The sequence below is a fragment of the Rhizobium leguminosarum genome (assembly GCF_010668065.1).
Classification (GTDB): domain Bacteria; phylum Pseudomonadota; class Alphaproteobacteria; order Rhizobiales; family Rhizobiaceae; genus Rhizobium; species Rhizobium leguminosarum_S.
Map to the genome: position 1 here is coordinate 446,442 of NZ_WUEN01000002.1, position 19,172 is coordinate 465,613.

General features: G+C 59.6%; 23 protein-coding genes, 1 tRNA gene and 1 pseudogene. 14 read left to right on the forward strand and 11 right to left on the reverse strand.

Annotation, left to right across the window (positions count from 1 at the left end; all coding sequences use genetic code 11):
- The first annotated feature begins 34 nt into the window (after nucleotides 1-34).
- Both GR198_RS06645 and GR198_RS06650 read left to right on the forward strand, forming a co-directional pair.
- Nucleotides 35-1,135, forward strand: coding sequence for a Gfo/Idh/MocA family protein (locus GR198_RS06645; RefSeq protein WP_029873209.1), 1,101 nt, complete (start codon nucleotides 35-37; stop codon nucleotides 1,133-1,135).
- 18 nt (nucleotides 1,136-1,153) lie between these two features.
- Nucleotides 1,154-1,795 (forward strand): ThuA domain-containing protein, encoded by a 642-nt coding sequence (locus GR198_RS06650; protein ID WP_029873208.1) that lies wholly within the window; start codon nucleotides 1,154-1,156, stop codon nucleotides 1,793-1,795.
- A 219-nt stretch (nucleotides 1,796-2,014) separates the two neighbouring features.
- On the opposite strand, the gene GR198_RS06655 is transcribed toward GR198_RS06650, so the two are convergent.
- Both GR198_RS06655 and GR198_RS06660 read right to left on the reverse strand, forming a co-directional pair.
- Nucleotides 2,015-2,491 (reverse strand): DUF2938 domain-containing protein, encoded by a 477-nt coding sequence (locus tag GR198_RS06655; protein WP_164067999.1) that lies wholly within the window; start codon nucleotides 2,489-2,491, stop codon nucleotides 2,015-2,017.
- 111 nt (nucleotides 2,492-2,602) lie between these two features.
- Nucleotides 2,603-3,127: a MarR family winged helix-turn-helix transcriptional regulator gene (locus tag GR198_RS06660; RefSeq protein ID WP_029873206.1), complete on the reverse strand. Its 525-nt coding sequence runs from the start codon at nucleotides 3,125-3,127 to the stop codon at nucleotides 2,603-2,605.
- A 44-nt stretch (nucleotides 3,128-3,171) separates the two neighbouring features.
- Here GR198_RS06660 and GR198_RS06665 point away from each other — a divergent pair, with 44 nt between their 5' ends.
- On the forward strand, nucleotides 3,172-4,668 hold the full coding sequence (locus GR198_RS06665) for an FAD-dependent oxidoreductase (protein ID WP_029873205.1): 1,497 nt from the start codon (nucleotides 3,172-3,174) through the stop codon (nucleotides 4,666-4,668).
- A gap of 174 nt (nucleotides 4,669-4,842) precedes the next feature.
- On the opposite strand, the gene GR198_RS06670 is transcribed toward GR198_RS06665, so the two are convergent.
- From GR198_RS06670 to GR198_RS06680, 3 genes are all read right to left on the reverse strand, one after another.
- The gene (locus GR198_RS06670) at nucleotides 4,843-5,109 is read right to left on the reverse strand and encodes a hypothetical protein (protein ID WP_027665917.1); all 267 of its coding nucleotides are present in this window, start codon (nucleotides 5,107-5,109) and stop codon (nucleotides 4,843-4,845) included.
- Nucleotides 5,109-5,279 (reverse strand): hypothetical protein, encoded by a 171-nt coding sequence (locus GR198_RS06675; RefSeq protein WP_162039352.1) that lies wholly within the window; start codon nucleotides 5,277-5,279, stop codon nucleotides 5,109-5,111. The genes GR198_RS06670 and GR198_RS06675 overlap by 1 nt, the downstream gene beginning before the upstream one ends.
- A 126-nt stretch (nucleotides 5,280-5,405) precedes the next feature.
- Nucleotides 5,406-5,663, reverse strand: a complete 258-nt coding sequence (locus GR198_RS06680) for a DUF982 domain-containing protein (protein WP_011651896.1) — start codon at nucleotides 5,661-5,663, stop codon at nucleotides 5,406-5,408.
- Between the two features lie 550 nt (nucleotides 5,664-6,213).
- Between GR198_RS06680 and GR198_RS06685 the strand changes: the two genes are divergently transcribed.
- The gene (locus tag GR198_RS06685) at nucleotides 6,214-7,041 is read left to right on the forward strand and encodes a nickel-binding protein (protein ID WP_029873204.1); all 828 of its coding nucleotides are present in this window, start codon (nucleotides 6,214-6,216) and stop codon (nucleotides 7,039-7,041) included.
- Between the two features lie 182 nt (nucleotides 7,042-7,223).
- Here the strand turns inward: GR198_RS06685 and GR198_RS06690 are convergent, their stop codons facing one another.
- The gene (locus tag GR198_RS06690; RefSeq protein ID WP_011651894.1) at nucleotides 7,224-7,514 is read right to left on the reverse strand and encodes a DUF982 domain-containing protein; all 291 of its coding nucleotides are present in this window, start codon (nucleotides 7,512-7,514) and stop codon (nucleotides 7,224-7,226) included.
- A gap of 998 nt (nucleotides 7,515-8,512) precedes the next feature.
- Between GR198_RS06690 and GR198_RS06695 the strand changes: the two are divergent.
- Nucleotides 8,513-9,249 (forward strand): annotated as a pseudogene (locus tag GR198_RS06695) (hypothetical protein).
- Between the two features lie 17 nt (nucleotides 9,250-9,266).
- Here the strand turns inward: GR198_RS06695 and GR198_RS06700 are convergent.
- A complete protein-coding gene (locus GR198_RS06700) occupies nucleotides 9,267-10,760 on the reverse strand; it encodes an FAD-dependent monooxygenase (protein ID WP_164068001.1) in 1,494 nt (497 codons plus the stop codon).
- A 325-nt stretch (nucleotides 10,761-11,085) separates the two neighbouring features.
- On the reverse strand, nucleotides 11,086-11,256 hold the full coding sequence (locus GR198_RS35305) for a hypothetical protein (protein WP_204337029.1): 171 nt from the start codon (nucleotides 11,254-11,256) through the stop codon (nucleotides 11,086-11,088).
- Nucleotides 11,257-11,400: 144 nt separating this feature from the next.
- Between GR198_RS35305 and GR198_RS06705 the strand changes: the two genes are divergently transcribed.
- Nucleotides 11,401-11,628 carry a hypothetical protein gene (locus tag GR198_RS06705; protein ID WP_029873201.1) on the forward strand — a complete coding sequence of 76 codons (228 nt, stop codon included), beginning with the start codon at nucleotides 11,401-11,403 and terminating at the stop codon, nucleotides 11,626-11,628.
- 74 nt (nucleotides 11,629-11,702) lie between these two features.
- Here GR198_RS06705 and GR198_RS06710 read toward each other — a convergent pair whose 3' ends face one another.
- Both GR198_RS06710 and GR198_RS06715 read right to left on the reverse strand, forming a co-directional pair.
- Nucleotides 11,703-11,906 carry a CsbD family protein gene (locus tag GR198_RS06710; protein WP_012757373.1) on the reverse strand — a complete coding sequence of 68 codons (204 nt, stop codon included), beginning with the start codon at nucleotides 11,904-11,906 and terminating at the stop codon, nucleotides 11,703-11,705.
- Between the two features lie 155 nt (nucleotides 11,907-12,061).
- The gene (locus tag GR198_RS06715; RefSeq protein WP_164068003.1) at nucleotides 12,062-12,289 is read right to left on the reverse strand and encodes a hypothetical protein; all 228 of its coding nucleotides are present in this window, start codon (nucleotides 12,287-12,289) and stop codon (nucleotides 12,062-12,064) included.
- Nucleotides 12,290-12,555: 266 nt separating this feature from the next.
- Between GR198_RS06715 and GR198_RS36200 the strand changes: the two genes are divergently transcribed.
- From GR198_RS36200 to GR198_RS06730, 3 genes are all read left to right on the forward strand, one after another.
- Nucleotides 12,556-12,750 carry a hypothetical protein gene (locus GR198_RS36200; protein ID WP_164045652.1) on the forward strand — a complete coding sequence of 65 codons (195 nt, stop codon included), beginning with the start codon at nucleotides 12,556-12,558 and terminating at the stop codon, nucleotides 12,748-12,750.
- Nucleotides 12,751-12,876: 126 nt separating this feature from the next.
- Nucleotides 12,877-13,077 (forward strand): hypothetical protein, encoded by a 201-nt coding sequence (locus GR198_RS35700; protein ID WP_012757370.1) that lies wholly within the window; start codon nucleotides 12,877-12,879, stop codon nucleotides 13,075-13,077.
- 108 nt (nucleotides 13,078-13,185) lie between these two features.
- On the forward strand, nucleotides 13,186-13,623 hold the full coding sequence (locus GR198_RS06730) for an ATPase inhibitor subunit zeta (RefSeq protein WP_225510385.1): 438 nt from the start codon (nucleotides 13,186-13,188) through the stop codon (nucleotides 13,621-13,623).
- Nucleotides 13,624-13,827: 204 nt separating this feature from the next.
- Here GR198_RS06730 and GR198_RS06735 read toward each other — a convergent pair.
- Nucleotides 13,828-13,903, reverse strand: a tRNA-Lys gene (locus GR198_RS06735).
- Nucleotides 13,904-14,134: 231 nt separating this feature from the next.
- On the opposite strand from GR198_RS06735, the gene GR198_RS06740 reads away from it, so the two are divergent.
- The 5 genes from GR198_RS06740 (at nucleotide 14,135) to GR198_RS06760 (ending at nucleotide 19,096) form a co-directional block, all read left to right on the forward strand.
- Entirely contained in the window at nucleotides 14,135-14,884 is a 750-nt protein-coding gene (locus GR198_RS06740; protein WP_164068005.1) for a cytochrome c biogenesis CcdA family protein, read from the forward strand.
- 88 nt (nucleotides 14,885-14,972) lie between these two features.
- Nucleotides 14,973-15,743 (forward strand): SDR family NAD(P)-dependent oxidoreductase, encoded by a 771-nt coding sequence (locus GR198_RS06745; RefSeq protein ID WP_164068007.1) that lies wholly within the window; start codon nucleotides 14,973-14,975, stop codon nucleotides 15,741-15,743.
- 110 nt (nucleotides 15,744-15,853) lie between these two features.
- Entirely contained in the window at nucleotides 15,854-16,648 is a 795-nt protein-coding gene (locus GR198_RS06750; RefSeq protein WP_164068009.1) for a potassium channel family protein, read from the forward strand.
- A gap of 304 nt (nucleotides 16,649-16,952) precedes the next feature.
- The gene (locus GR198_RS06755; RefSeq protein WP_164068263.1) at nucleotides 16,953-17,744 is read left to right on the forward strand and encodes an SDR family NAD(P)-dependent oxidoreductase; all 792 of its coding nucleotides are present in this window, start codon (nucleotides 16,953-16,955) and stop codon (nucleotides 17,742-17,744) included.
- 416 nt (nucleotides 17,745-18,160) lie between these two features.
- Entirely contained in the window at nucleotides 18,161-19,096 is a 936-nt protein-coding gene (locus GR198_RS06760; protein WP_164068011.1) for an MBL fold metallo-hydrolase, read from the forward strand.
- Nucleotides 19,097-19,172 lie beyond the last annotated feature (76 nt).

Sequence of the window (19,172 nt, forward strand, 5' to 3'; positions counted from 1 at the left end):
ACCAAGATCAATGGCAAGACCAATGGAGGAATTCATGGACAAGGTCGGTATCGGCATCATCGGATGCGGCAATATTTCCGGCGCCTATCTCACGGCGATGGCATCCTTTCCCATCCTCGATATCCGCGGCGTCGCCGATCTCAACCGGGAGCTGGCGGAAGCAAAGGCTGCGGAATTCAATGTTCCCGTCAAGACGGTCGAGGAGCTTTTTGCCGATCACAAGGTTGAAATCATCGTCAATCTGACGATCCCGAAGGCCCATGTTGCCGTGGCATTGCAGGCGCTCGATGCCGGCAAGCACACCTATTCGGAAAAGCCGCTCGGTATTAATTTCGCGGAAGGGAAAAAATTGGCGGAAGCCGCCAAGGCGAGGAATCTCCGCATCGGCGCTGCCCCAGACACCTTCCTCGGCGGCGGCCACCAGACGGCCCGCGCCCTGATCGACAAGGGCGTCATCGGCCAGCCGGTCGGCGGCTCGGCAACCTTCATGTGCCCGGGCCATGAGCGCTGGCATCCGAACCCGGCCTTCTATTACGAGGTCGGCGGCGGGCCGATGCTCGATATGGGTCCTTATTACATCACCGATCTCGTCAATCTTCTCGGGCCGGTTTCTCAAGTTGCGGGCTTTGCAACGACGCCGCGCGCGGAACGACTGATCACCAGCGAACCGCGAAACGGCGAACGCATTCCCGTGCACGTGCCGACCCATGTCACCGGCATGATGGCCTTTGCCAACGGCGCCGTCGTCCAAATCGCCATGAGCTTCGACGTTGCCGGCCACAAGCATGTGCCGCTCGAAGTCTACGGAACCGAAGGCACGCTGATCGTTCCCGATCCCAACAAGTTTGGCGGACCGGTGGAATACCTGAAGAAGGGCGGTTCGTTCGAGGACCAGCCGGTCACATCACCCTATGCCGATGGCAACTACCGCTCGCTCGGCGTTGCCGATATGGCGCATGCGATCCGCTCCAACCGGCCGCACCGCGCCAATGGCGATCTGGCCCTGCATGTGCTCGAAGTCATGGAAGCATTCCACACCGCCGCCGCGACCGGCCGGACAGTCGCGATCACCACGGCAACGGAGCGCCCTGCTCCCTTGTCCGATTCCATCGTCGACGGACGACTGGCGAAATAAGTTTCAGGAGGAAAGACTATGCGTGAAGCACTGATCGTTTGGGGTGGCTGGAGCGGGCATGAGCCGCAGGAGTGCGCCGAAATCATCAAGACCATGCTCGAGGAGGATGGCTTCAAGGTCTATCTCGAGCACGGCACCGAGGCGCTTGCCGACCCTTCCGTCCATGATCTCAGCCTCGTCGTGCCGATCATGACGATGTCGAAGATCGAGAAGGAAGAGGTCAAGAACCTCGCGACCGCGATCGAAAGCGGCGTCGGCATCGCCGGCTATCACGGCGGCGCGGGCGATGCCTTCCGCGACTCCGTCGACTACCAGTTCATCATCGGCGGCCAGTGGGTGGCTCACCCCGGCAACATCATCGACTATACCGTCAACATCACCCGTCCCGACGATCCCCTCATGGAGGGCATCGCCGACTTTCCCTATACCTCAGAGCAATATTACATGCATGTCGACCCCTCGAACGAGGTTCTGGCGACGACCAAGTTCACCGGCGATCACGCCTACTGGATCGACGGCGTCGTCATGCCGGTCCTCTGGAAGCGGAAATACGGCAAGGGCCGGGTCTTCTATTCCTCGCTCGGCCATCAGGCCAAGGAATTCGACGTTCCCCAGATGAAGACCATCTTCCGCCGCGGCGCCAACTGGGCGGCGCGGTAAGGGCTAGACTGTCTGGTCGTACGGATGCTGCCCCTCACCCTAACCTTGCCGGGGTCGAGCCACTGGTCTCGACCCGTCCTGCGGACCCCCGTAAACGGGGAGAGGGGACGTGCCCCGCAAGGGGTTCGTGGGGAACGGAGAGGTCGCGGCTTGTTCCCTTCGCCCCGCAAGCGGGGAGAAGGTGCCGGCAGGCGGATAAGGGGCAGCAGCCCGAGGATCTCAGCCGATGATCAACGCCGTCCCGTAGAGCCCCAGCGCGAAAACCGTGTGGGCGAGAAGGTTGAAGCATCGGACCTTGTTCGGGGTCGGATGTTTGGAGGCGGCCCAGCCGATGCCGAGGCCTGGCTGCAGCAGGAACCACCCTGCCCCGACGGTGACGATGCCGAAGATCCAGGCGGGAAGAAATGTCGGGGCCGCCAGCCAGGCCGAGCCCATGATGATGGCGAAGATCACGCCATAGAGGATGCCGACGGCGTAATGGCTGATCCAGCCGAGCGCCAGTTCATGAGCATAGGGCTCGGCGTCGGCAATGTTCTCGTGAAAGACTTTGCCGCGGCGAAGGTGCCAGAACCAGCGTCCCACAGGTGCCCAGTTGGGCGCCGACTGGCCGAACTGGATGAGCAGGATCGCCCAGAGGTCCATGAGCATGGTTGCGCCGGCGCCGATCACCAGGCCGCGCCACAGAATATCGAACATTGGGAATCACCGGAAAACGTTGCGATTGCAGGTCGCTACAAGATCATCGCAGACGCGCCGGCGCAATGGCTCCGGTGAATTCAAAGGCCATATAAGGGAAGGATTCCGAGGCTAATCCGCCTGCGGTCCGCCCTCGCCCTCTGTTTCTCCCGCGCCATTGCCGATATCGCCACTGATATCCTCCGCAAACTTCCGCATGAGGCGAACGAGTTCATTGAAGTCGTGATCGTCCCAGCTCTCGAAAATGGCGCGTCCCATCCGCTCGCGGGCGACGTCGATGCGATCGGTCATTGCCTTGCCCTTCGGGCTGATGACCGCCTCGCGCACGCGGCGATCGGTAGCATTGCCGCGGCGCTCCACCAGATCGAGACTTTCGAGCTTGGCGACCTGACGGCTGACGGTGGTGTAGTCGCGCCCGGCGCGGTCGGCAAGTTCGACCACTCCAATGGGACCGAGCCGTTCGATCGTGACCAGCAGCGGAAACAGGGCGCGATCGAGCGAAATGCCCGCCTCGCGGACCATCTGCTCGTCACGCTGCGGGCGGTTCATGACGCTGACGATCTCGATCAAAGCCCCATGCAGTTCGCGCAGTTTTCCGCCTATATGTGTATTTTGCACATTCTTTGTTGACGTCATGCCGATTCTCCTATTATGTGCATAATACACACATGGAGAAACCAATGACAGAGAATTCCACAGTCGACGTGCTGATATCAGGCGCCGGGGCTGCCGGCCTGACGCTGGCGATCGAGCTGGCGCGGCGGGGCGTATCCTTCCGCCTGATCGAAAAATTGAACGACCCGTTCCGCGGTTCCCGCGGCAAGGGCATTCAGCCGCGGAGCCAGGAGGTGTTCGAGGATCTCGGCATTCTCGACCGGATCGTCGCCCAAGGCGGCACCTATCCCAGGCAGCGGGAATATCGTGACGACGGCAGCGTCAGCGAATCCGACGCCGTGGTGGGTGGGGAGCCGACGCCGGCCGAGCCCTATCATCTTCCCCTGATGGTGCCGCAGTTCCTGACCGAAGGCGCGATGCGCGAACGCCTGCTCGAACTGGGGCATCGCCCCGAATTTGGATGCGAACTCATCGGCTTCGAACAGGATGAGGCCGGCGTGACTGCGCGGCTTAAAGGCAGATCCGGTGAAGAGACCATCCGCGTGCGTTGGCTGGTCGGCGCCGATGGCGGCCGCAGCTTCGTGCGCCATGCGCTGGGTATCGGCTTTCCCGGCAAGACGCTCGGCGTGCGCGCCATGGTCGCCGATGTCCTTCTGACAGGGTTGGACCGAGACGTATGGCATCGCTTCGGCGATGGCGACATGCAGCGGCAGATCGCCATTTGCCCACTCGCGGGGACGGATCTGTTCCAGATCCAGGGACCCATCCCGCTCGAAGGCGAGGTCGACCTCTCCGCGGCAGGCTTGACCGCCCTGGTGAAGGAGCGCACCGGCCGCGACGACATCGAGGTCCAATCGGCCTCCTGGGCGTCAGCCTTCCATATGAACGCCCGGCTTGCCGATCGCTACCGGCTCGGCCGCGTGTTCCTGGTCGGCGATGCCGCCCATACGCATCCGCCGACCGGCGGACAGGGTCTGAATACCAGCGTTCAGGACGCCTATAATCTCGGATGGAAACTGGCTGCGGTCACTGCCAGCGCTCCCGACGCGCTGCTCGACAGCTATGAGGAAGAACGCCGCCCGGTCGCCGCCGCCGTGCTCGGTCTGGCGACCAATCTTCTCGACGCCATGAAGCGAGGCGATATGCGGCGCGGCCGCGATGTGCATCAACTCGATATCGGCTACCCCGCCTCCTCCTTCGCGCTGGAAAAGCCGGAGCGGAACGCCGGTCTGCTTGCGGGTGATCGTGCGCCCGATGCGCCGCTCAAAGGTGTCGCCGGCCAGCCGACGCGCCTGTTCGAACTGTTCAGGGGGCCGCACTGGACGCTGCTCGGCTACGAGGCCGAGCAAGCCGCCGTGCCGCCGCGCCCGGGCCTGCATATCCACAGGATCGGCGAGCGCGGAGATGTCATCGACGAAGGCGGGCATTTCAATGATGCCTACGGTCTGACATCGGGCGACTGGGTGCTCGTGCGTCCGGACGGCTATGTCGGCGCTATCATTGCGTCTGCTCACGCCTGGGCGCTGGAAGCCTATCTCGCAAATGTCGGCCTTGCTGCATAAGCGGCAACTCAAAGCGTCACGGCCTCGGCGCGTCTGAAGACAGGTGTGCCGTAGCCAATCGCCACGCCGAGTAGCGCGCTTTCGTTTGCTAGCCGCCGTACAAGGCCCCAAGAGAGCCTCAGAATGAGGAGCGTTGGAGGATACCGCACCATAGACCAAGCGGCATCGGATCTTTCAGAGAGCATCCCGCTCGTATCGCGGCGCCCATCCGCGGGCCATCCCGCGGCTCATCACTCTTTCCGCCAGCGCCAATTGCTGGCGGAGATGTTTGCAGTCATCGAGCAGCGAGCGTATCGCCGCCTTGGCATTGTCGTCATGCCAGGCAAGCACGGCTTCGACTTCCCAGGCTTGATCGGGCCAGGTTTGATCCGGCCAGGCTTGACCAGGTCCAGTTTGTTCGGGGCGTGCCCGATGGGGTTCCAAGGCTTTTGCCGGCTGCATCAGTTCAGCGCCAACGGCAATTGAACAGGGCGTGGCAAGGGCGGCAGCGGCCGGCTGAGTTCGACCTTTCTCTGCCAGGCGGCACGCCGCTGTTGATCCCGCTCGCGGGCTGCGCGGGATGCTTCGACAAGCGCGAGGGCGTTGGCGATCACCTGTTCCGTATGCGTCATGATCATCTCCAATGTTCCTGTTTTGTTCTAAGTTAGAACTTCGGCAGGAAAAGTCAAGCGTCGGGACGATATGGCTTGAGGATGGGTGTTGCAGGCCGGAAGCTGGCGCCGAAGCGCGGAGAGTATTCAGTCCGCCGCTTCTATGACGGCAATGCCGGCCTCCTGTGCCGCCCTGATGAAGGCGGCCCGCACGTGCTCCGGTGGGAGATCGCCGATAATCGCATCCAGGCACGACTTGACGGCCTCGAAATACTCTTCGCCGTCGTCTACCGGCCAGTCACGCAGGAGCGTGCGCGCGGCGTCCCACACAGAGTTAATAACGGCATAATGACCAAGCCCCATTGAGGCCAAGCCAACCGGTCGAAAATGTGCCGTCTGTCTCACTTTGCTACAGCTTTTCCCAATTTCGGTGGAGCTTATGGAATACGATGCAATTTGCGTGCCGTTGGCAAGCCGCCTACCGGCCGAAGCGTGGCTTTTGATCCTGGAACGGGATGATTTTAGACTAGGTCGGCCTAAAATCTGAATCCTGTTCTACATTATAGAGTTAGAGCATGACATCGTCCGAAAATCGCTCACACTTTTCGGCATCACGCTCTGGTCAATCATGGCCGTCACAGACGTGTTTCTCCATCCCTCCCGGGTCCGGCACTCGCCGCGCTTGAGAACATGGAACGCCTGAAGACCCCGACAGCTCCCCCGACCAGTCATTAAGCGACTGATTATGGTAAATATCGGGCTTTCCATCCCAAGCCTGCTGATTAAAACTCAGTCTTTCCTTTTATACTCTATAAGGATTACAGCAACTCATATGCTTTTCTGGAAGCAAGAACCTCTCTAATCATTCATTGATTGTCCCAGAGGTGGACGGAGTTTCGTCCCGGTCGTACAATGCCATCTATCCTGCACGCGGCGGATCTGGAAGGAGCGCGCGATGCCTATTTTCATGGACCGGCACTTTCTTGAAGGAACGACAGCCGCCGACGTTGCCCGGGCGCATCGCATGGATCTCGATATTCAGGAAAAGTATGGCGTCAAGTTCCTGACCTACTGGTTCGATCAGCGGCGCGGGACCGCCTTTTGCCTTGTGGATGCGCCGGATGCGGAAACCGCGCAATGCGTGCATCGCGAGGCCCATGGCTTCGTCGCCGGCGAGATCGTCGAGGTCGCCTTGTCGGCGGTCGAGGCTTTTCTTGGCCGCATTCACGATCCTGAGCCGGCGCCTGGCCAGTCGTCCAGCGACGTCGATCCCGGCCACCGGGCAATCCTCTTTACCGATATCGTCGGATCGACAGCGATGACGTCACGCCTCGGCGACCGCATTGCGACCGAAATGGTCCGAGCCCATGACGCTATCGTGCGCAGATGCCTCAGCCAGAATTCAGGCCGCGAAGTGAAACACACCGGCGACGGCATCATGGCGGCCTTCGCCGCGACAACGGCAGCCGTCGCATGCGCCATGGCGATCCAGCGGGAATTCGAGCGTTACAACGGCGGAAACACCGAGCCTATCCATATCCGCATCGGAGTGGATTGCGGCGAACCGGTCGAAGACAGCAACGACATCTTCGGCTCAACGGTGCAACTTGCCGCACGTCTCTGCGCGGCAGCCTCCAGCGACCAGATCCTCGTCTCGGAGAATATTTCTCGGGAATATGGCGCCGCCGATCTTTTCACTCACGCAACGCGCCGACGGTTCAAGGGGTTCTCGAAGCCCATGCTGATCTTCCGATGCGACTGGACCAATGCCGAGGTAAATTAAGATCTGCTGGATCCGACACCCGAATAGCCGGCTGCCTCTTGGCAGGGCTTGCCGCGGTGCTTTGTGGCCAAGAAATAGGCGGCCATCCGATCAGCAGATATCGAAACCAGAACGCGCCGCAACTGATGTGACGGCGCGCCCTGACCTGGCATGCAGACGGCCCCAACAGGCCTATAATCTCATTAAGCATTACCAATTTGATGGTTCATCAGTCCGTCGAATTTGGGGCCACCCTCGACCTTCGCAAGCACGCCAGCCATCTTCAGGAACCGCCGGAAATTCTCGCGCGCAGCGCTCAGCGGGAAACGCCCGTTGGCAGTATCTCTGCACGCCTTCAACAGCGTGTCATATGCCAAACCCCGTTTGTCCTCCGGCCACCCGTCCAGAACATCGAAGATTTCATCGAGGCACGTGACCTCATCGATGAAATGTTGACGATGAAGCAGAATCGGATCAAACCGAGTTGACGACATAGTATCCTCCCATTTATATTACTTTTTTATGGTGTAATTTTACTCAAAAACCGCAATCTATTCAAGTCGAAATCGCGTCCGCTTGACTATTAACGTCGCTAAACTACTTCCACAACGACAGAATAGCCCGACCAGGTTAGACTTACGTGAATTTAATCATCGACTGAGGCGCGACGCATCACGATTATAGATTGATTGATCAATCGTGCGAATGTTTCGGGTCAGGTGAGCGTGATCTAGCGGGCCAGAAGTTTTCGTATAGGCTCGTGTTGGCATCGTAGATTGCGACCATGACAAGCTTGTGAGGAGACGTTCAGATGAACCGATTTTTTCCATTGGTAGCGGGAGTGCTGATCGGTGTGTCCGCGTTCACGTCTTCCTGCACGTCGCCTGCAAGGCAGGATCACCAGGATTTTCAATATCAGCGGAATACATCGGTAAACCCGGCATGCGCGGATGGGTTCAGACCCAGCAATGCTCGCTCGTGCAGCTATTGAAAGGCATGGAGCCGGAAATTGGCCTTGCGCCGGAGGCGGCACGCTACAGCAATTGGCTCGGTTGGGAACTTCAAGCCCTGCCTCACCGTTAAGTGATCGGGTCACAATGGCCCGACCCTCAACAGGAGAACGGTTCCCCATGAACAATTTGATCTGGCTTGTCGGCGCTGTCGTTATCGTGCTCGCGATTTTGAGTTTCTTCGGCTTCCGCTGATTGCAGACGTGCTGATGGAATGTGGTGGCTCAACCACGCCTTCCCTGGCCCGCGGCTTGGCCGGGCTGGGCCGATATATGCACGTCGAGCGGCTTGCTGCTGAGTGCAGTTGCACTGTCTTTAGCCCACTTCCCGAGTGGCGTCGGGGCCAATCGAGACGTACCGCCATTTCTTTGACAATCCGCAGAATGACCGGTGATCAGCGCCAAAAGTAGATGATCACCCCCTCGGTCTTCCTTTACAATCAGTCGTTTCGGCCGCTCAAGGCAGACCGTAAAGGAAAATCGATGGATCGCCTTGTTGGCGCAGATGAAGCAGCTCAATCAGAGAAGCAAGGGGTAAAAGCGGATCGGCCGGAGGGCTTGGCGCGGGATGTTACAGCCATCAAGGTCGGCGACTGTCTGCTCGGTTACAAGGCCGTCCAGCGCCGTACGCGGGCCAGCCGTTGGAACCATTTCCGCGGCCGGATGCGCGAGATCGAAAAATTGATCAGGCATCGCCATGGAGATATCGTGCCGGAGGCCGATGACGCATTGATTTACGTCGAGGTGATCGCCGGCCTCGCCCTTGTCGAGTTCAAGGAAGTGTTTGTCGAGGTGGTCCTCGGCTGGGCGGCGCGATGGCTTCCCTGGGCTGGGAAAGCCGACATAGAGGACGTGATCTACGAGCGGACAAAGGTGCGCTTTTCTGATTTGTCGGCCGACGCGCTCGGCCATGCTCTGCACCTCAGCTACTTAGAACGGAGCGCCCTCAATATCCGCACCATCGATGCATTCGATGTGCCGAAGCGGAAGAGAGCAAGACTTCAAAAGGAAAAGCGGCGACAGCGGGACCGAAGCCGAAAAGAGGAGCAGCGCCGTGCCGCCGGCGCGCTTTCCAGAGCCGATTATCTCGCCAATTCTTTCAGCCAAGCACGCCCCTGGAGGCTTTCGGCATCAGCCGCCGGACCTGGGAACGCCGCGGCAAACCGATGCCGGATCCTGCGACGATATTGGATTGCGGTTCGATCTCGCTCGCCGCTTAGTCAGCGCTTTTCGGCCTTTAGCCGGGTGACCCGAACCAGCTATTCAGAGCCTCTTGCAGACCATCCTGCGTCCCGTCGTCCACCCAGGCCACATATCCATCGGGCCGGATCAACACTGCCGTCGGCGCGGAGACCAAGCCCAGCGCCGGCAGCTCCCATGCGCCGTGATATCCGGCGTCGACCAACTTGATGCGGTCCGACCACGGCGCGATGTCGAAGCTGCCGGGCGCGTTAAGGTTCAAGAACACGGGCCGCGCATCCTGGAGCAGCGTAAAGAGTTGCAGAGGACCATCAGGCGTGGTGAGATCGAGGTCAGGCATGCGGCGGCCGAGCAGCGGATGCCCGTCGCCGAGATCGTAGTGGATTGCCAATCCGGACATTTCGGCTGCGATGCGTTTGCGCGGCTCCTCCATGCCAAGCAGCTCCGTTACCACGTCACGCAGGGCTTCGGTGCGATCGTCGGTCCGCTGCAATGCCACCTGCGCCATCGTCATGCGCAACACGCGGGCAGCAACCGGATGCCGCTCGGCGTGATAGGTGTCGAGCAATGCTTCAGGCGATATCCCTTTCACCACTTGGGCCAACTTCCAACCGAGATTGACGGCATCCTGCACACCGGTATTCAGGCCTTGCCCGCCGACCGGAGAATGCACATGGGCGGCATCGCCGGCGAGGAGTACCCGGCCCTCGCGGTAGGCCGTTGCCTGCCTGGACATGTCGGTGAACCGGGAAATCCAGTTGACGCGATGGAGTCCGTAATCCGTTCCGAAGGCGGCGATGAGCGCTTCCCTGAGATCACTGAGCGTCGGTTCGGTCGTGGCGCCGGAATTGTTCTCCGGCACCATCAGGCCGATCGGACCTTCCTTGGCAAAGACGATCTTGCCGTCGTGGATTTCATACTCCTCCCTGCCGAAGGCATAGATGCCAAGGGCGGTGCGATGTATGCCCAATGGCGGCTCCTCTTCCATCTCCACTTCGGCGAGAATGTTGCCGGTCGTCGGATCCCATCCGGGAAACTCGATGCCGGCAGCCTTGCGAACCAGACTGCGGCCGCCATCGCAGCCGACGAGATAGCGCGCCCTGAGCGAGGCGCCATCGGAGAGTGCGATGGTGACGCCGCTGTCATCCTGGGCGAAACCCGTTACCTCAAGGCTGCGATAGATCGGCACCGCCAGCTCGCCGACCCAACCGGCCAGAATGCGCTCAATATGCTTCTGCCGCAGCGCCAGCCCGTAATTGTGCCGGGTCGGAAAATCGCTGATATCCAGACGCGTGACCGCAAAACCCGTGACCTGGGCTATCTGCCCTTCCGCGAGGAACCGGTCGACGATGCCGCGCTGATCGAGAACCTCGAGCGTGCGTGCATTCAGACCGCCGGCACGCGTACCGGCAAGCCCCTGGTCAGGGCGGCGCTCGACAATGGCGGTGTCGACGCCCGCCAAGGCCAGTTCGCCTGCCAGCATCAGGCCTGTCGGCCCGGCCCCTGATATCACGACTGCATGTTCCCTCATCCGCAAACTCCCCTGTTCCGACGCACTCTTCAGGATTCCAGACAGAGCTGACCCACTACTAATCGGTCCTACGCAGATGCCGATTTTCTTTGTCGCAGGTTGTTCCCCCTATAATAAGAGTTCCATACCGGTTGGAAGGACTTGCGACAGGATGTCGGGCTTGCTCTCTAAAGCCATATTCTTTGCCACTTGCTGATTTCCTGCCGTGGAGCCAAAGGCGTTTCAGCACGACCTGACCGGGTGGGCGCCGGATTTTGACAGGCATCTTCCCCGGTCATCGTCTGTTCTCGGACGGCGATCAATCAATTCCCTAGAGAGACGTATCTCACTGCGGAGTCGGAGCTTTTTGCGGAATCGTCTCGGCCGCCGGTCGCTCGGACGGATCGGCGGGATGGCCATAGATCGTGTAGGCGGCGCCTGCCAGCACCCCGAGCACGAGAAGAGCGAGCACGTACAACATCATGCCGCGGATGGCCGTCTTCGGTGTCTTGTCCATCAGGATCTCCAGGATTGCTCAGCGGTCAAATTCCATGCGCGCGTGTTTGGTTCCGACGCGGCGGTTTTTCAGGTGAAGCCAAGCACGGAACGATCAGGTCCGGATTTGGTTTAACCCACATCCTCATCGCTAGCGGAGGCCATCATGTGGGCAATCCTCACCGGAGCCGCTCTCATCATCGGCGGACTTCTTTTTCTCTTTACCTCGGCGCTTGGTCGAAGACCGAGTGACCCGCATCAAATGCCGCAAGGCGGCACCACGCTGGAACCACGGCGCCAAGGCCTCAGGTTCCTCGGCGTATCACAAAACTGGCCGGCGCTCGCCGTGATCGCACTCGGCGCCCTTCTCCTGGGTTATGGCGGATATTCATGACATCCGACGGCCCTTGACCGCCTTAACTCCTTCGGCAGCAAAAACCCGGCTTTCACCGGGTTTTTGTTGAGTCATTACCAAGTCTGGCGACCAGACCAGTCATCGATGTCGCGTTTAATACGGTCCTTTTCGATGCCATACCGCTCCTGGATCTTGCCTTCCAGTTGGTCGCGCTTGCCGGCGATCTGGTCGAGATCATCGTCGGTGAGTTTGCCCCACTGTTCCTTGACCTTGCCCTTCGCCTGCTTCCAGTTTCCTTCGATACGATTCCAATCCATGGTGGATTTCTCCTGTTGTTGATGAGGAGAAAACGGACCGCAGCGGAATTTTGTTCCTGTGTCTGAGCCAATTTCACAAACCGTCACGTGACTTGCATCGACGCACCTAAACGACCGGACAGGCCATGCGCGCAAGCGCTCGCCATCGGCTTATTTCAGTGTTTGAGCAAATCGGCACCTATTGTACCGACCATAGTGCGGAGATCATCTTTCGACCGTACCCCATGCTCGAACATGGAGATCAACTCTTGAGCTGCTTTGATTGCACTTGGGCTATCCTTGGAGCAGCAGCGCGCGGCGCACCATTCGTCATAGATGTCTTTGATCATTGTGAGGTCTTCTGGACCGAGTGCCGACTTGGAGCCATGCATACCCTGAAACATCGCAATCCTCCCAGATGCTGACGTGACACGTAACCACAACGAACTGATTTTATAACAACTTTCAGAGATTTCAATGGGGGTATGGGATCGAGCGAAGCTCAATTCCTGCGGCAAAGACGCAAGGCCCTGCCCGCGTCGAATCAACCCTCACGTGAACCAAGAAACTCGGAAACAATTCTTGAAACGATAATATATGTTGAAAATATTTATCTGAGACTAAGAAAATACTTCTCTCCGTGTTATACTGCTCTAATGGGAGAGTAACAATGTCACTCAATATATTCGTTAACCTCTACAACTTAGGCGGCCTGGACGCGCTTAACGTTTCTCTGCGGAGCCTATCGAATGAAGAAAGGCTTGGCGCATTACTCTCGCTGGAGAAGATAGGGTACGAAGTGATCTGGAATGCCCGGAGAAAGCCGGCTTCTGCATATGTGTGGAGCGGGCCGAACGAGAATTAGTTGCCAGATGGGACAAAGACCTATCACGACAATGAGGGTGAGACCTCACGACCTTGTGTCTCCTTTCACCCGAATAAAAAGCAGATGTTCCACCCTCCTATCGATCCGAAGGAAGCGAGGGCGATCATGATCCGATCCCAGATAGCCGACGCACAAACCGTGTTGAGCGACGAAGAAGTTGCCCTCTGCCAGAGAGTATTCGACCACATCAGCTCGATGCGACAAATCACAACAGACACCGAGCGCGAAGATCTGGCTCGGCGGGTTATCCATTCGTACCAGCATGGGGTGAAGGACGAGGGCGCGTTACTGCGACTGTTGATCTAATATCGCTTCTTTCCGTGAAATTTATACCGGCGCTTGCCAACTCGTTCATGACTACGAAAAGCGATGCTTCGTGAGACTCGGGCTTGCGGCAGGTGCGGATAGAATCCGGTGACACACGATGTCCAAAGAGATGATGACTTCGTCGTGAACGCCAAAAATCAAGTTAAATCAGATGGTGTGGCGTTTGATGTGCTAAAATACCCTGTAGGCGGAGATGAAACAAATCAGGGAGAAAAAACGATGGCCGACTTAGGAGACCGCAAAAAGGCGATGGAGGATCAATACTTCCAAGACGCCGAGAGGTCCATCAAGCTCAAATCTCGCATGGACAGGCTTTTGGCACAATGGATTGCAGGGCTCATTGGTCGGGATGATGTTGCGGGCTACGGCGCTGAAATCACTGATGCCCGCTTTAAAGGGGGTGGAGACGCTGGAGTTCTCTCGAAAGCTATATCGGATCTTCAAGCGGCTGGTCAGAACGTCAGCGAGCAGGACGTGGCAGCAAAGATGAGTGAATTTCTGGTCGAGGCCGCTGGACAGCCTTGAGCACGAAGCGCTCCTGCACTGCGGGCGCTTTCCATACAGTATGTAGCCGTCGGCCTCGCCAGCCGACGGTTGTTTTTACATGCCCATGTGTCATGTGCCAATCGTGTGCCGTAAAACCGCGTCATGCGCCGTAAAGTGCGTAAAAAGGCCCCAATAACTGACGCCTTTTACACATACTACAGTATTGATATTGCTGGCAAATTATGGTGAGAGCGTCGGGGTTCGAACCCGAGACCTACTGATTAAAAGTCAGTTGCTCTACCAGCTGAGCTACGCTCTCCCTCTCCGCGGGTGTGACCACCCCGGCTGGAAGTGGGCGGAACATAGGCAGGCGACCCATGCCGGTCAACCGAAAATTTTGCCTTTTGCAAACGTTCGGCACATTTCTTGCGGGCGCCAAGACAAATGTCTTGCGTGCAGAGACAGATTTCTTGGGCGCGCAAAAAGGTGATTGGCAATCGCTTGGCTGCAAAGCTAGGAACATCACGCAGATTGCAGCCGGAGAGAATGCGTGTCGATTGCCGATATTTCCCTGTGGAGCGCGCTGATTGCCGGGGCGCTTTCCTTCCTGTCGCCCTGCGTGCTTCCCCTCGTTCCGCCCTATCTCTGCTATATGGCCGGCATTTCCGTCGAGCAGTTCCGCGGCGGCGGTACGGTGGCGGTGGCGCCCGACATCAGGCGCGGCGTGTTCTTCTCGGCACTGCTCTTCACGCTCGGCTTTGCCACCGTCTTCGTGGCGCTCGGCGCCGGTGCTTCCAGCATCGGCATGGCGCTTCGCCAGCATCTCGACCTCCTGTCGAAGATCGGCGGGCTGATCATCATCGTCATGGGGTTGAACTTTCTCGGCCTCTTTCGAATCGGGGTGCTGGCGCGTGAGGCGCGCTTCCAGGGCAGCGGCAAGCCGGCGACGCTGACGGGCGCCTATATCATGGGCCTTGCCTTCGCGTTCGGCTGGACGCCCTGCATCGGCCCGGTGCTCGGCGCCATCCTCGGCGTTGCCGCCTCGCGCGAGACGGTCGGCTCCGGCGCCGGGCTGCTCGCCATCTATTCGCTCGGCCTTGCCATCCCCTTCTGGATCGCCGCCGGCTTTTCCGGCGCCTTCATGCGCTTCCTGTCGCGCTTCCGCCGCCATCTCGGCACAGTGGAAAAGGTGATGGGTCTCCTCCTCGTGCTGACCGGCCTCGCCTTCCTGTTCGGATGGGTCAGCAATGTGGCGATCTGGTTCCAGCAGACCTTTCCGATCCTGATGCAGATCGGTTAGGCCACCGGCTGGGTCAGCACTTGCAGAACATCTGGCATCCGCACGCCGACGCTGCCATAAATGGAGCTTCATCGAGGGAGGCATCGTGATGCAAAAGAATGCGCCGGACTTCAGCCTTGAGGGCAAGGTGACTTTGGTGACGGGAGCGGGCCGTGGCATCGGTCGAGCTTGCGCACTTGCCTGTGCCGCAGCAGGTTCCGATATTGTTTTGGGGGTCCGCGATGTCGCAGCGTCGGCGGGCCTGGTTGCCGAACTCGAGGGCACGGGACGAAAAGTTTTGCCTGTTGAACTGGACATTCCCAACAAGGCCCATATCGCGCAAGCCGTTGAGGCGGCGCTCGCGACGTTCGGCCGGATCGACGTCCTCGTCAACAATGTCGGCGTGGCTCCGGGCAATCTCGCGGAACTCGTCGAGGAGAAGGATCTTGACGAGATACTCGATGTCAACATCAAGGGCACCTTTCTGATGACGCAGGCAGTAGGGCGTCACATGATCAAGCGCAATGGGGGCCGGATCATCAACATCAGCTCACAGGCCGGTACCGTGGCACTGCGCGGCGAGGCAATCTATTGCATGAGCAAGGCGGCCATCAATCACCTCACGCGCTGCCTTGCAGCCGAATGGGCACGCTATAATGTCACTGTAAACACCGTATCGCCGACGTTCATTCACACCGATGGTACAGCACCTTTTTTATCCGATGCCGACAATCGTGAAGCGACGCTCGGTCACATTCCACTCGGCCGGATCGGTGAAACCGATGATGTGGTGGGTGCCGTAGTCTTCCTTGCATCACCAGCTGCGAGCCTGATCACCGGCGCGAACCTGCTGGTGGACGGTGGATGGTCCGTCGCCTGAGATCGAGGCGCCCCTGCAGTGCAAGTCCTGTCCAGACGAGAACAACGATTTGCCGGACAAGGATCTCTTCGGCGACTTGCGGACGCCGATGAGGGATCTACATTCCCTGGATGAAGACTTTCGAATCCGACGACGGCTCTCTGCAGAATTCGCTTCGTCAGGTGCTGCGAAGGCTCGATAGGGCCGACGGCAGGCAGGCGATCGCCTTTCGGCTGGTATTTGCTGCCATTGACGTCGCCATTCTCGCCTTCTTCCTGCTCGGCCCGTACCTGCGATCCGGTCCGTCCTATCTGATCATCGACTATGCGATAGCAGTGTGGATCGCCGCCGAGATGGTCGGCCGGGCGGTCGCCGCATACTCTGTGCGCGAGTGGCTTCGGCGGCCGATGACCTGGATCGACTTCGTGGTGCTGGCCACGCTGTTGCTGCCGGACCTGCTCTTCAATTTCGCTTTCCTGCGGATCATGCGGCTCTGGGCGATCGGCACCAGTCCGCTGCTCAAGGACTTGCTGCGCAAGGCCGGCTATTTATACCTTCTCGACGTCGTCCGGGCGGTGATCAATCTCCTTGTATTCCTCTTCATGGCAACCGGGTTCGTTTATACGTCCTTCTTCTACAACAGGGAGGGAAGCGAAGGATTCGTCGATGCGCTATACTTCACGGTCGCGACGGTGACGACGACGGGATTCGGAGACATCACGCTTCCGGGAACGCTGGGCAAGCTCACTTCCGTCGTGACGATGATCGTCGGCATTTCCCTATTCGTCAGGCTTGCTCAGGCTGTGGTCCGCCCTCACAAGGTGACCTATTCCTGCCACCGATGTGGCCTTCAGCGCCATGACGCCGACGCCGTTCACTGCAAGGCGTGCGGAGAGGTCTTGAACATACCGGACGAGGGATCGTGACCGTCGACCCTGGCTAGACGATACGCTAGGAATTCGCACGCAGTCGTTGTCTAAGAGGGCGCCCAAGATCGTATTGAGACAACCAATGAACGTGGAATCGTGCAAGCGAGCCACGTCTTCAGGTTGGAGCGCAGCCCTGCAGATGCTGTTGTGCCAGCTCATTGGTTTGCGCCGCCCCGGCGCACCATTTCAAATCGGGTCCGTCGACATCATTCTCTCGCGAGAGGATTATCCGCATCGTGGGCTGTTGCGAGACCGGTCGCCAGTTCATACGTTCTGTCATCCAACCTCACAGGAGCAGAAGATGCAGATCGACCTCACAGGCAAGACCGCTCTGGTTACCGGATCTACCGAAGGCATTGGATACGCAATCGCCCGCCAGCTCGCGAGGGCGGGTGCGGACGTGGTGGTCAACGGCCGGTCCGAAGAAAAGACCGCGAAGGCCGCCGACCGCCTGAAAGGCGAAGGCGCCAAGGGAAGCGTGACCGCGGTGGCAGCAGATCTCGCAACCGCTGGCGGATGTGACGCTCTTGTCGCCCAAGTTCCACATGTGGACATCCTTATCAACAATGCGGGCATCTTCCAGCCGCTAGACTTCTTCGATGCGGACGACGAGGTATGGGACCGCCACTGGCAGGTGAACGTCATGTCCGCCGTCAGGCTTTCGCGCGCATATCTTCCGGGCATGCAGAAGCTCGATTGGGGCCGCGTCATCTTCATCGCGTCAGAATCCGGCTTTAACATACCGGTCGAGATGATCCACTACGGTGTCAGCAAGACCGCGGACATCGCGGTTGCCCGCGGCCTTGCTAAACGCATGGCTGGCACGGGCGTCACCGTGAACTCCGTCCTTCCCGGCCCCACACTGTCCGAAGGTGTCGAGGCGATGCTCGCCGAGGAACGTGCGAAGACAGGGAAACCGATCGAGGAGGTGGCGGCGGACTTCGTCAAGAAGCACCGCGCCGGTTCGATCATCCAACGCGCCGCGAGCGTCGAGGAAATCGCCAATCTCGTCACCTATCTGGCCTCCCCTTTGGCGTCCGCAACGACTGGAGCTTCGATGCGCGTGGACGGAGGCCTGATCGACACGCTTTGACGGACTCCACCGACCGGCCACTGCACCGTCTTCGTCGGAAGGTGTCTTCGCGATGCGCTGCGGTGGCGGGCTATTTTGGCAGCTTTCCGAAGCGGCTTTCGCGCGCCCGCTATGGTCCGTTGGCCCGGCATGGTGCCTCCCGGCAGCGTGGAAAACGGCATCAAGTCCAGGCTCGACTGTCAAAAATGACATTTGTGCGAGCCCCGTTACAGGCTTGCCGCGTTCGCTGATCTGATCGACTCCGCCCATCAGCAAGCCGCCGACAGCAAAAAGCGGGGCCTGCACCTATGCCGTGGTATGGCTTGTCCTGTCCCTCGGCCCCACTCGTCCTTATCCCTCGACCAATCGATCGCAAACACGCCTCCATGTAGCCTCGTCGATGCCGTGTTTAAGGCGGCGGTCAGAAGGAGACGAACATGAACCTTGAGACAAAGATGAGCCTGGAAAACACCGCACACACCGGCAGACCTCGGCTCGACGAATTGGTTCCGTCGCGCTACGCGGTGCAGGTCGGCGAGATTGAGGTGCTGGTGGTCAGCGACGGAGTGCTACCGCTCCCGACCGCGATGCTGGGACACAACATCGATCCCGCCGTCCGAGCGGCCTGGCTGAAAGACATGTTCCTCCCAGCGGACGCTTTCGACTGGGCGCTGAACGTGGTCGTGGTACGTAGCGGCGACCAGACCATACTCCTCGACGCCGGGCTGGGGCTCGACCCGGACTTGCACCTGCCGCGGGCCGGGCAGTTGATCAAGCGATTGGAAGCCGCCGGCATCGATCTTGCGTCGGTGACCGACGTGGTGTTGACCCACATGCACATGGACCACATTGGCGGGCTGCTCGTCGACGGAGTGAAGGACCAGCTGCGTCCGGACCTGCGGATCCATGTGGCGGCCGCCGAGGTCAAGTTCTGGGAGGAGCCCGATTTCTCCCGGGTCTCCATGCCGCCGGGGTTCCCGGACGCGCTTCGGGCGACCGCCAAGCGGTTCGCCAAAGAGTATCGCAGCCATTTCAGGCTGTTCGATGACGAGTACGAGGTGGCGCCGGGCGTGGTCGTCCATCGCACCGGCGGCCACACCCCCGGCCACAGCGTGATCCGCGTTGCCTCCGGCGGCGACAGGCTGATGTTTGCCGGCGACGCCGTGTTCGCTGTCGGGTTTGAACATCCGGACTGGTACAACGGCTTCGAACACGACCCCGAGGAGGCGGCGCGCGTTCGGCTCCGTCTTTTGCGGGAACTGGCGGAGACCGGCGAGCAGCTGGTGGCCACTCACCTGCCGTTCCCGTCCGTCGGCCGGGTGGCGGTCGACGGCGACGCCTTTCGCTGGGTGGCGGCCTTCTGGGACTACTGATCGATTGTTGGGTTGGGATCTTAGAGCGTGTATTCAATGAGTCCACGCTCTATCGATCTGTTTTTGCACAATTCCG

What these genes read in the sequence shown, in the direction of transcription:
- GR198_RS06645 (WP_029873209.1), top strand. Translation starts at nt 35, where the DNA reads ATGGACAAGGTCGGTATCGGCATCATCGGATGCGGCAATATTTCCGGC.
- GR198_RS06650 (WP_029873208.1), top strand. Translation starts at nt 1,154, where the DNA reads ATGCGTGAAGCACTGATCGTTTGGGGTGGCTGGAGCGGGCATGAGCCG.
- GR198_RS06655 (WP_164067999.1), bottom strand. Translation starts at nt 2,491, where the DNA reads ATGTTCGATATTCTGTGGCGCGGCCTGGTGATCGGCGCCGGCGCAACC.
- GR198_RS06660 (WP_029873206.1), bottom strand. Translation starts at nt 3,127, where the DNA reads ATGACGTCAACAAAGAATGTGCAAAATACACATATAGGCGGAAAACTG.
- GR198_RS06665 (WP_029873205.1), top strand. Translation starts at nt 3,172, where the DNA reads ATGACAGAGAATTCCACAGTCGACGTGCTGATATCAGGCGCCGGGGCT.
- GR198_RS06670 (WP_027665917.1), bottom strand. Translation starts at nt 5,109, where the DNA reads ATGCAGCCGGCAAAAGCCTTGGAACCCCATCGGGCACGCCCCGAACAA.
- GR198_RS06675 (WP_162039352.1), bottom strand. Translation starts at nt 5,279, where the DNA reads ATGACGCATACGGAACAGGTGATCGCCAACGCCCTCGCGCTTGTCGAA.
- GR198_RS06685 (WP_029873204.1), top strand. Translation starts at nt 6,214, where the DNA reads ATGCCTATTTTCATGGACCGGCACTTTCTTGAAGGAACGACAGCCGCC.
- GR198_RS06690 (WP_011651894.1), bottom strand. Translation starts at nt 7,514, where the DNA reads ATGTCGTCAACTCGGTTTGATCCGATTCTGCTTCATCGTCAACATTTC.
- GR198_RS06700 (WP_164068001.1), bottom strand. Translation starts at nt 10,760, where the DNA reads ATGAGGGAACATGCAGTCGTGATATCAGGGGCCGGGCCGACAGGCCTG.
- GR198_RS35305 (WP_204337029.1), bottom strand. Translation starts at nt 11,256, where the DNA reads ATGGACAAGACACCGAAGACGGCCATCCGCGGCATGATGTTGTACGTG.
- GR198_RS06705 (WP_029873201.1), top strand. Translation starts at nt 11,401, where the DNA reads ATGTGGGCAATCCTCACCGGAGCCGCTCTCATCATCGGCGGACTTCTT.
- GR198_RS06710 (WP_012757373.1), bottom strand. Translation starts at nt 11,906, where the DNA reads ATGGATTGGAATCGTATCGAAGGAAACTGGAAGCAGGCGAAGGGCAAG.
- GR198_RS06715 (WP_164068003.1), bottom strand. Translation starts at nt 12,289, where the DNA reads ATGTTTCAGGGTATGCATGGCTCCAAGTCGGCACTCGGTCCAGAAGAC.
- GR198_RS36200 (WP_164045652.1), top strand. Translation starts at nt 12,556, where the DNA reads ATGTCACTCAATATATTCGTTAACCTCTACAACTTAGGCGGCCTGGAC.
- GR198_RS35700 (WP_012757370.1), top strand. Translation starts at nt 12,877, where the DNA reads ATGATCCGATCCCAGATAGCCGACGCACAAACCGTGTTGAGCGACGAA.
- GR198_RS06745 (WP_164068007.1), top strand. Translation starts at nt 14,973, where the DNA reads ATGCAAAAGAATGCGCCGGACTTCAGCCTTGAGGGCAAGGTGACTTTG.
- GR198_RS06750 (WP_164068009.1), top strand. Translation starts at nt 15,854, where the DNA reads ATGAAGACTTTCGAATCCGACGACGGCTCTCTGCAGAATTCGCTTCGT.
- GR198_RS06755 (WP_164068263.1), top strand. Translation starts at nt 16,953, where the DNA reads ATGCAGATCGACCTCACAGGCAAGACCGCTCTGGTTACCGGATCTACC.
- GR198_RS06760 (WP_164068011.1), top strand. Translation starts at nt 18,161, where the DNA reads ATGAACCTTGAGACAAAGATGAGCCTGGAAAACACCGCACACACCGGC.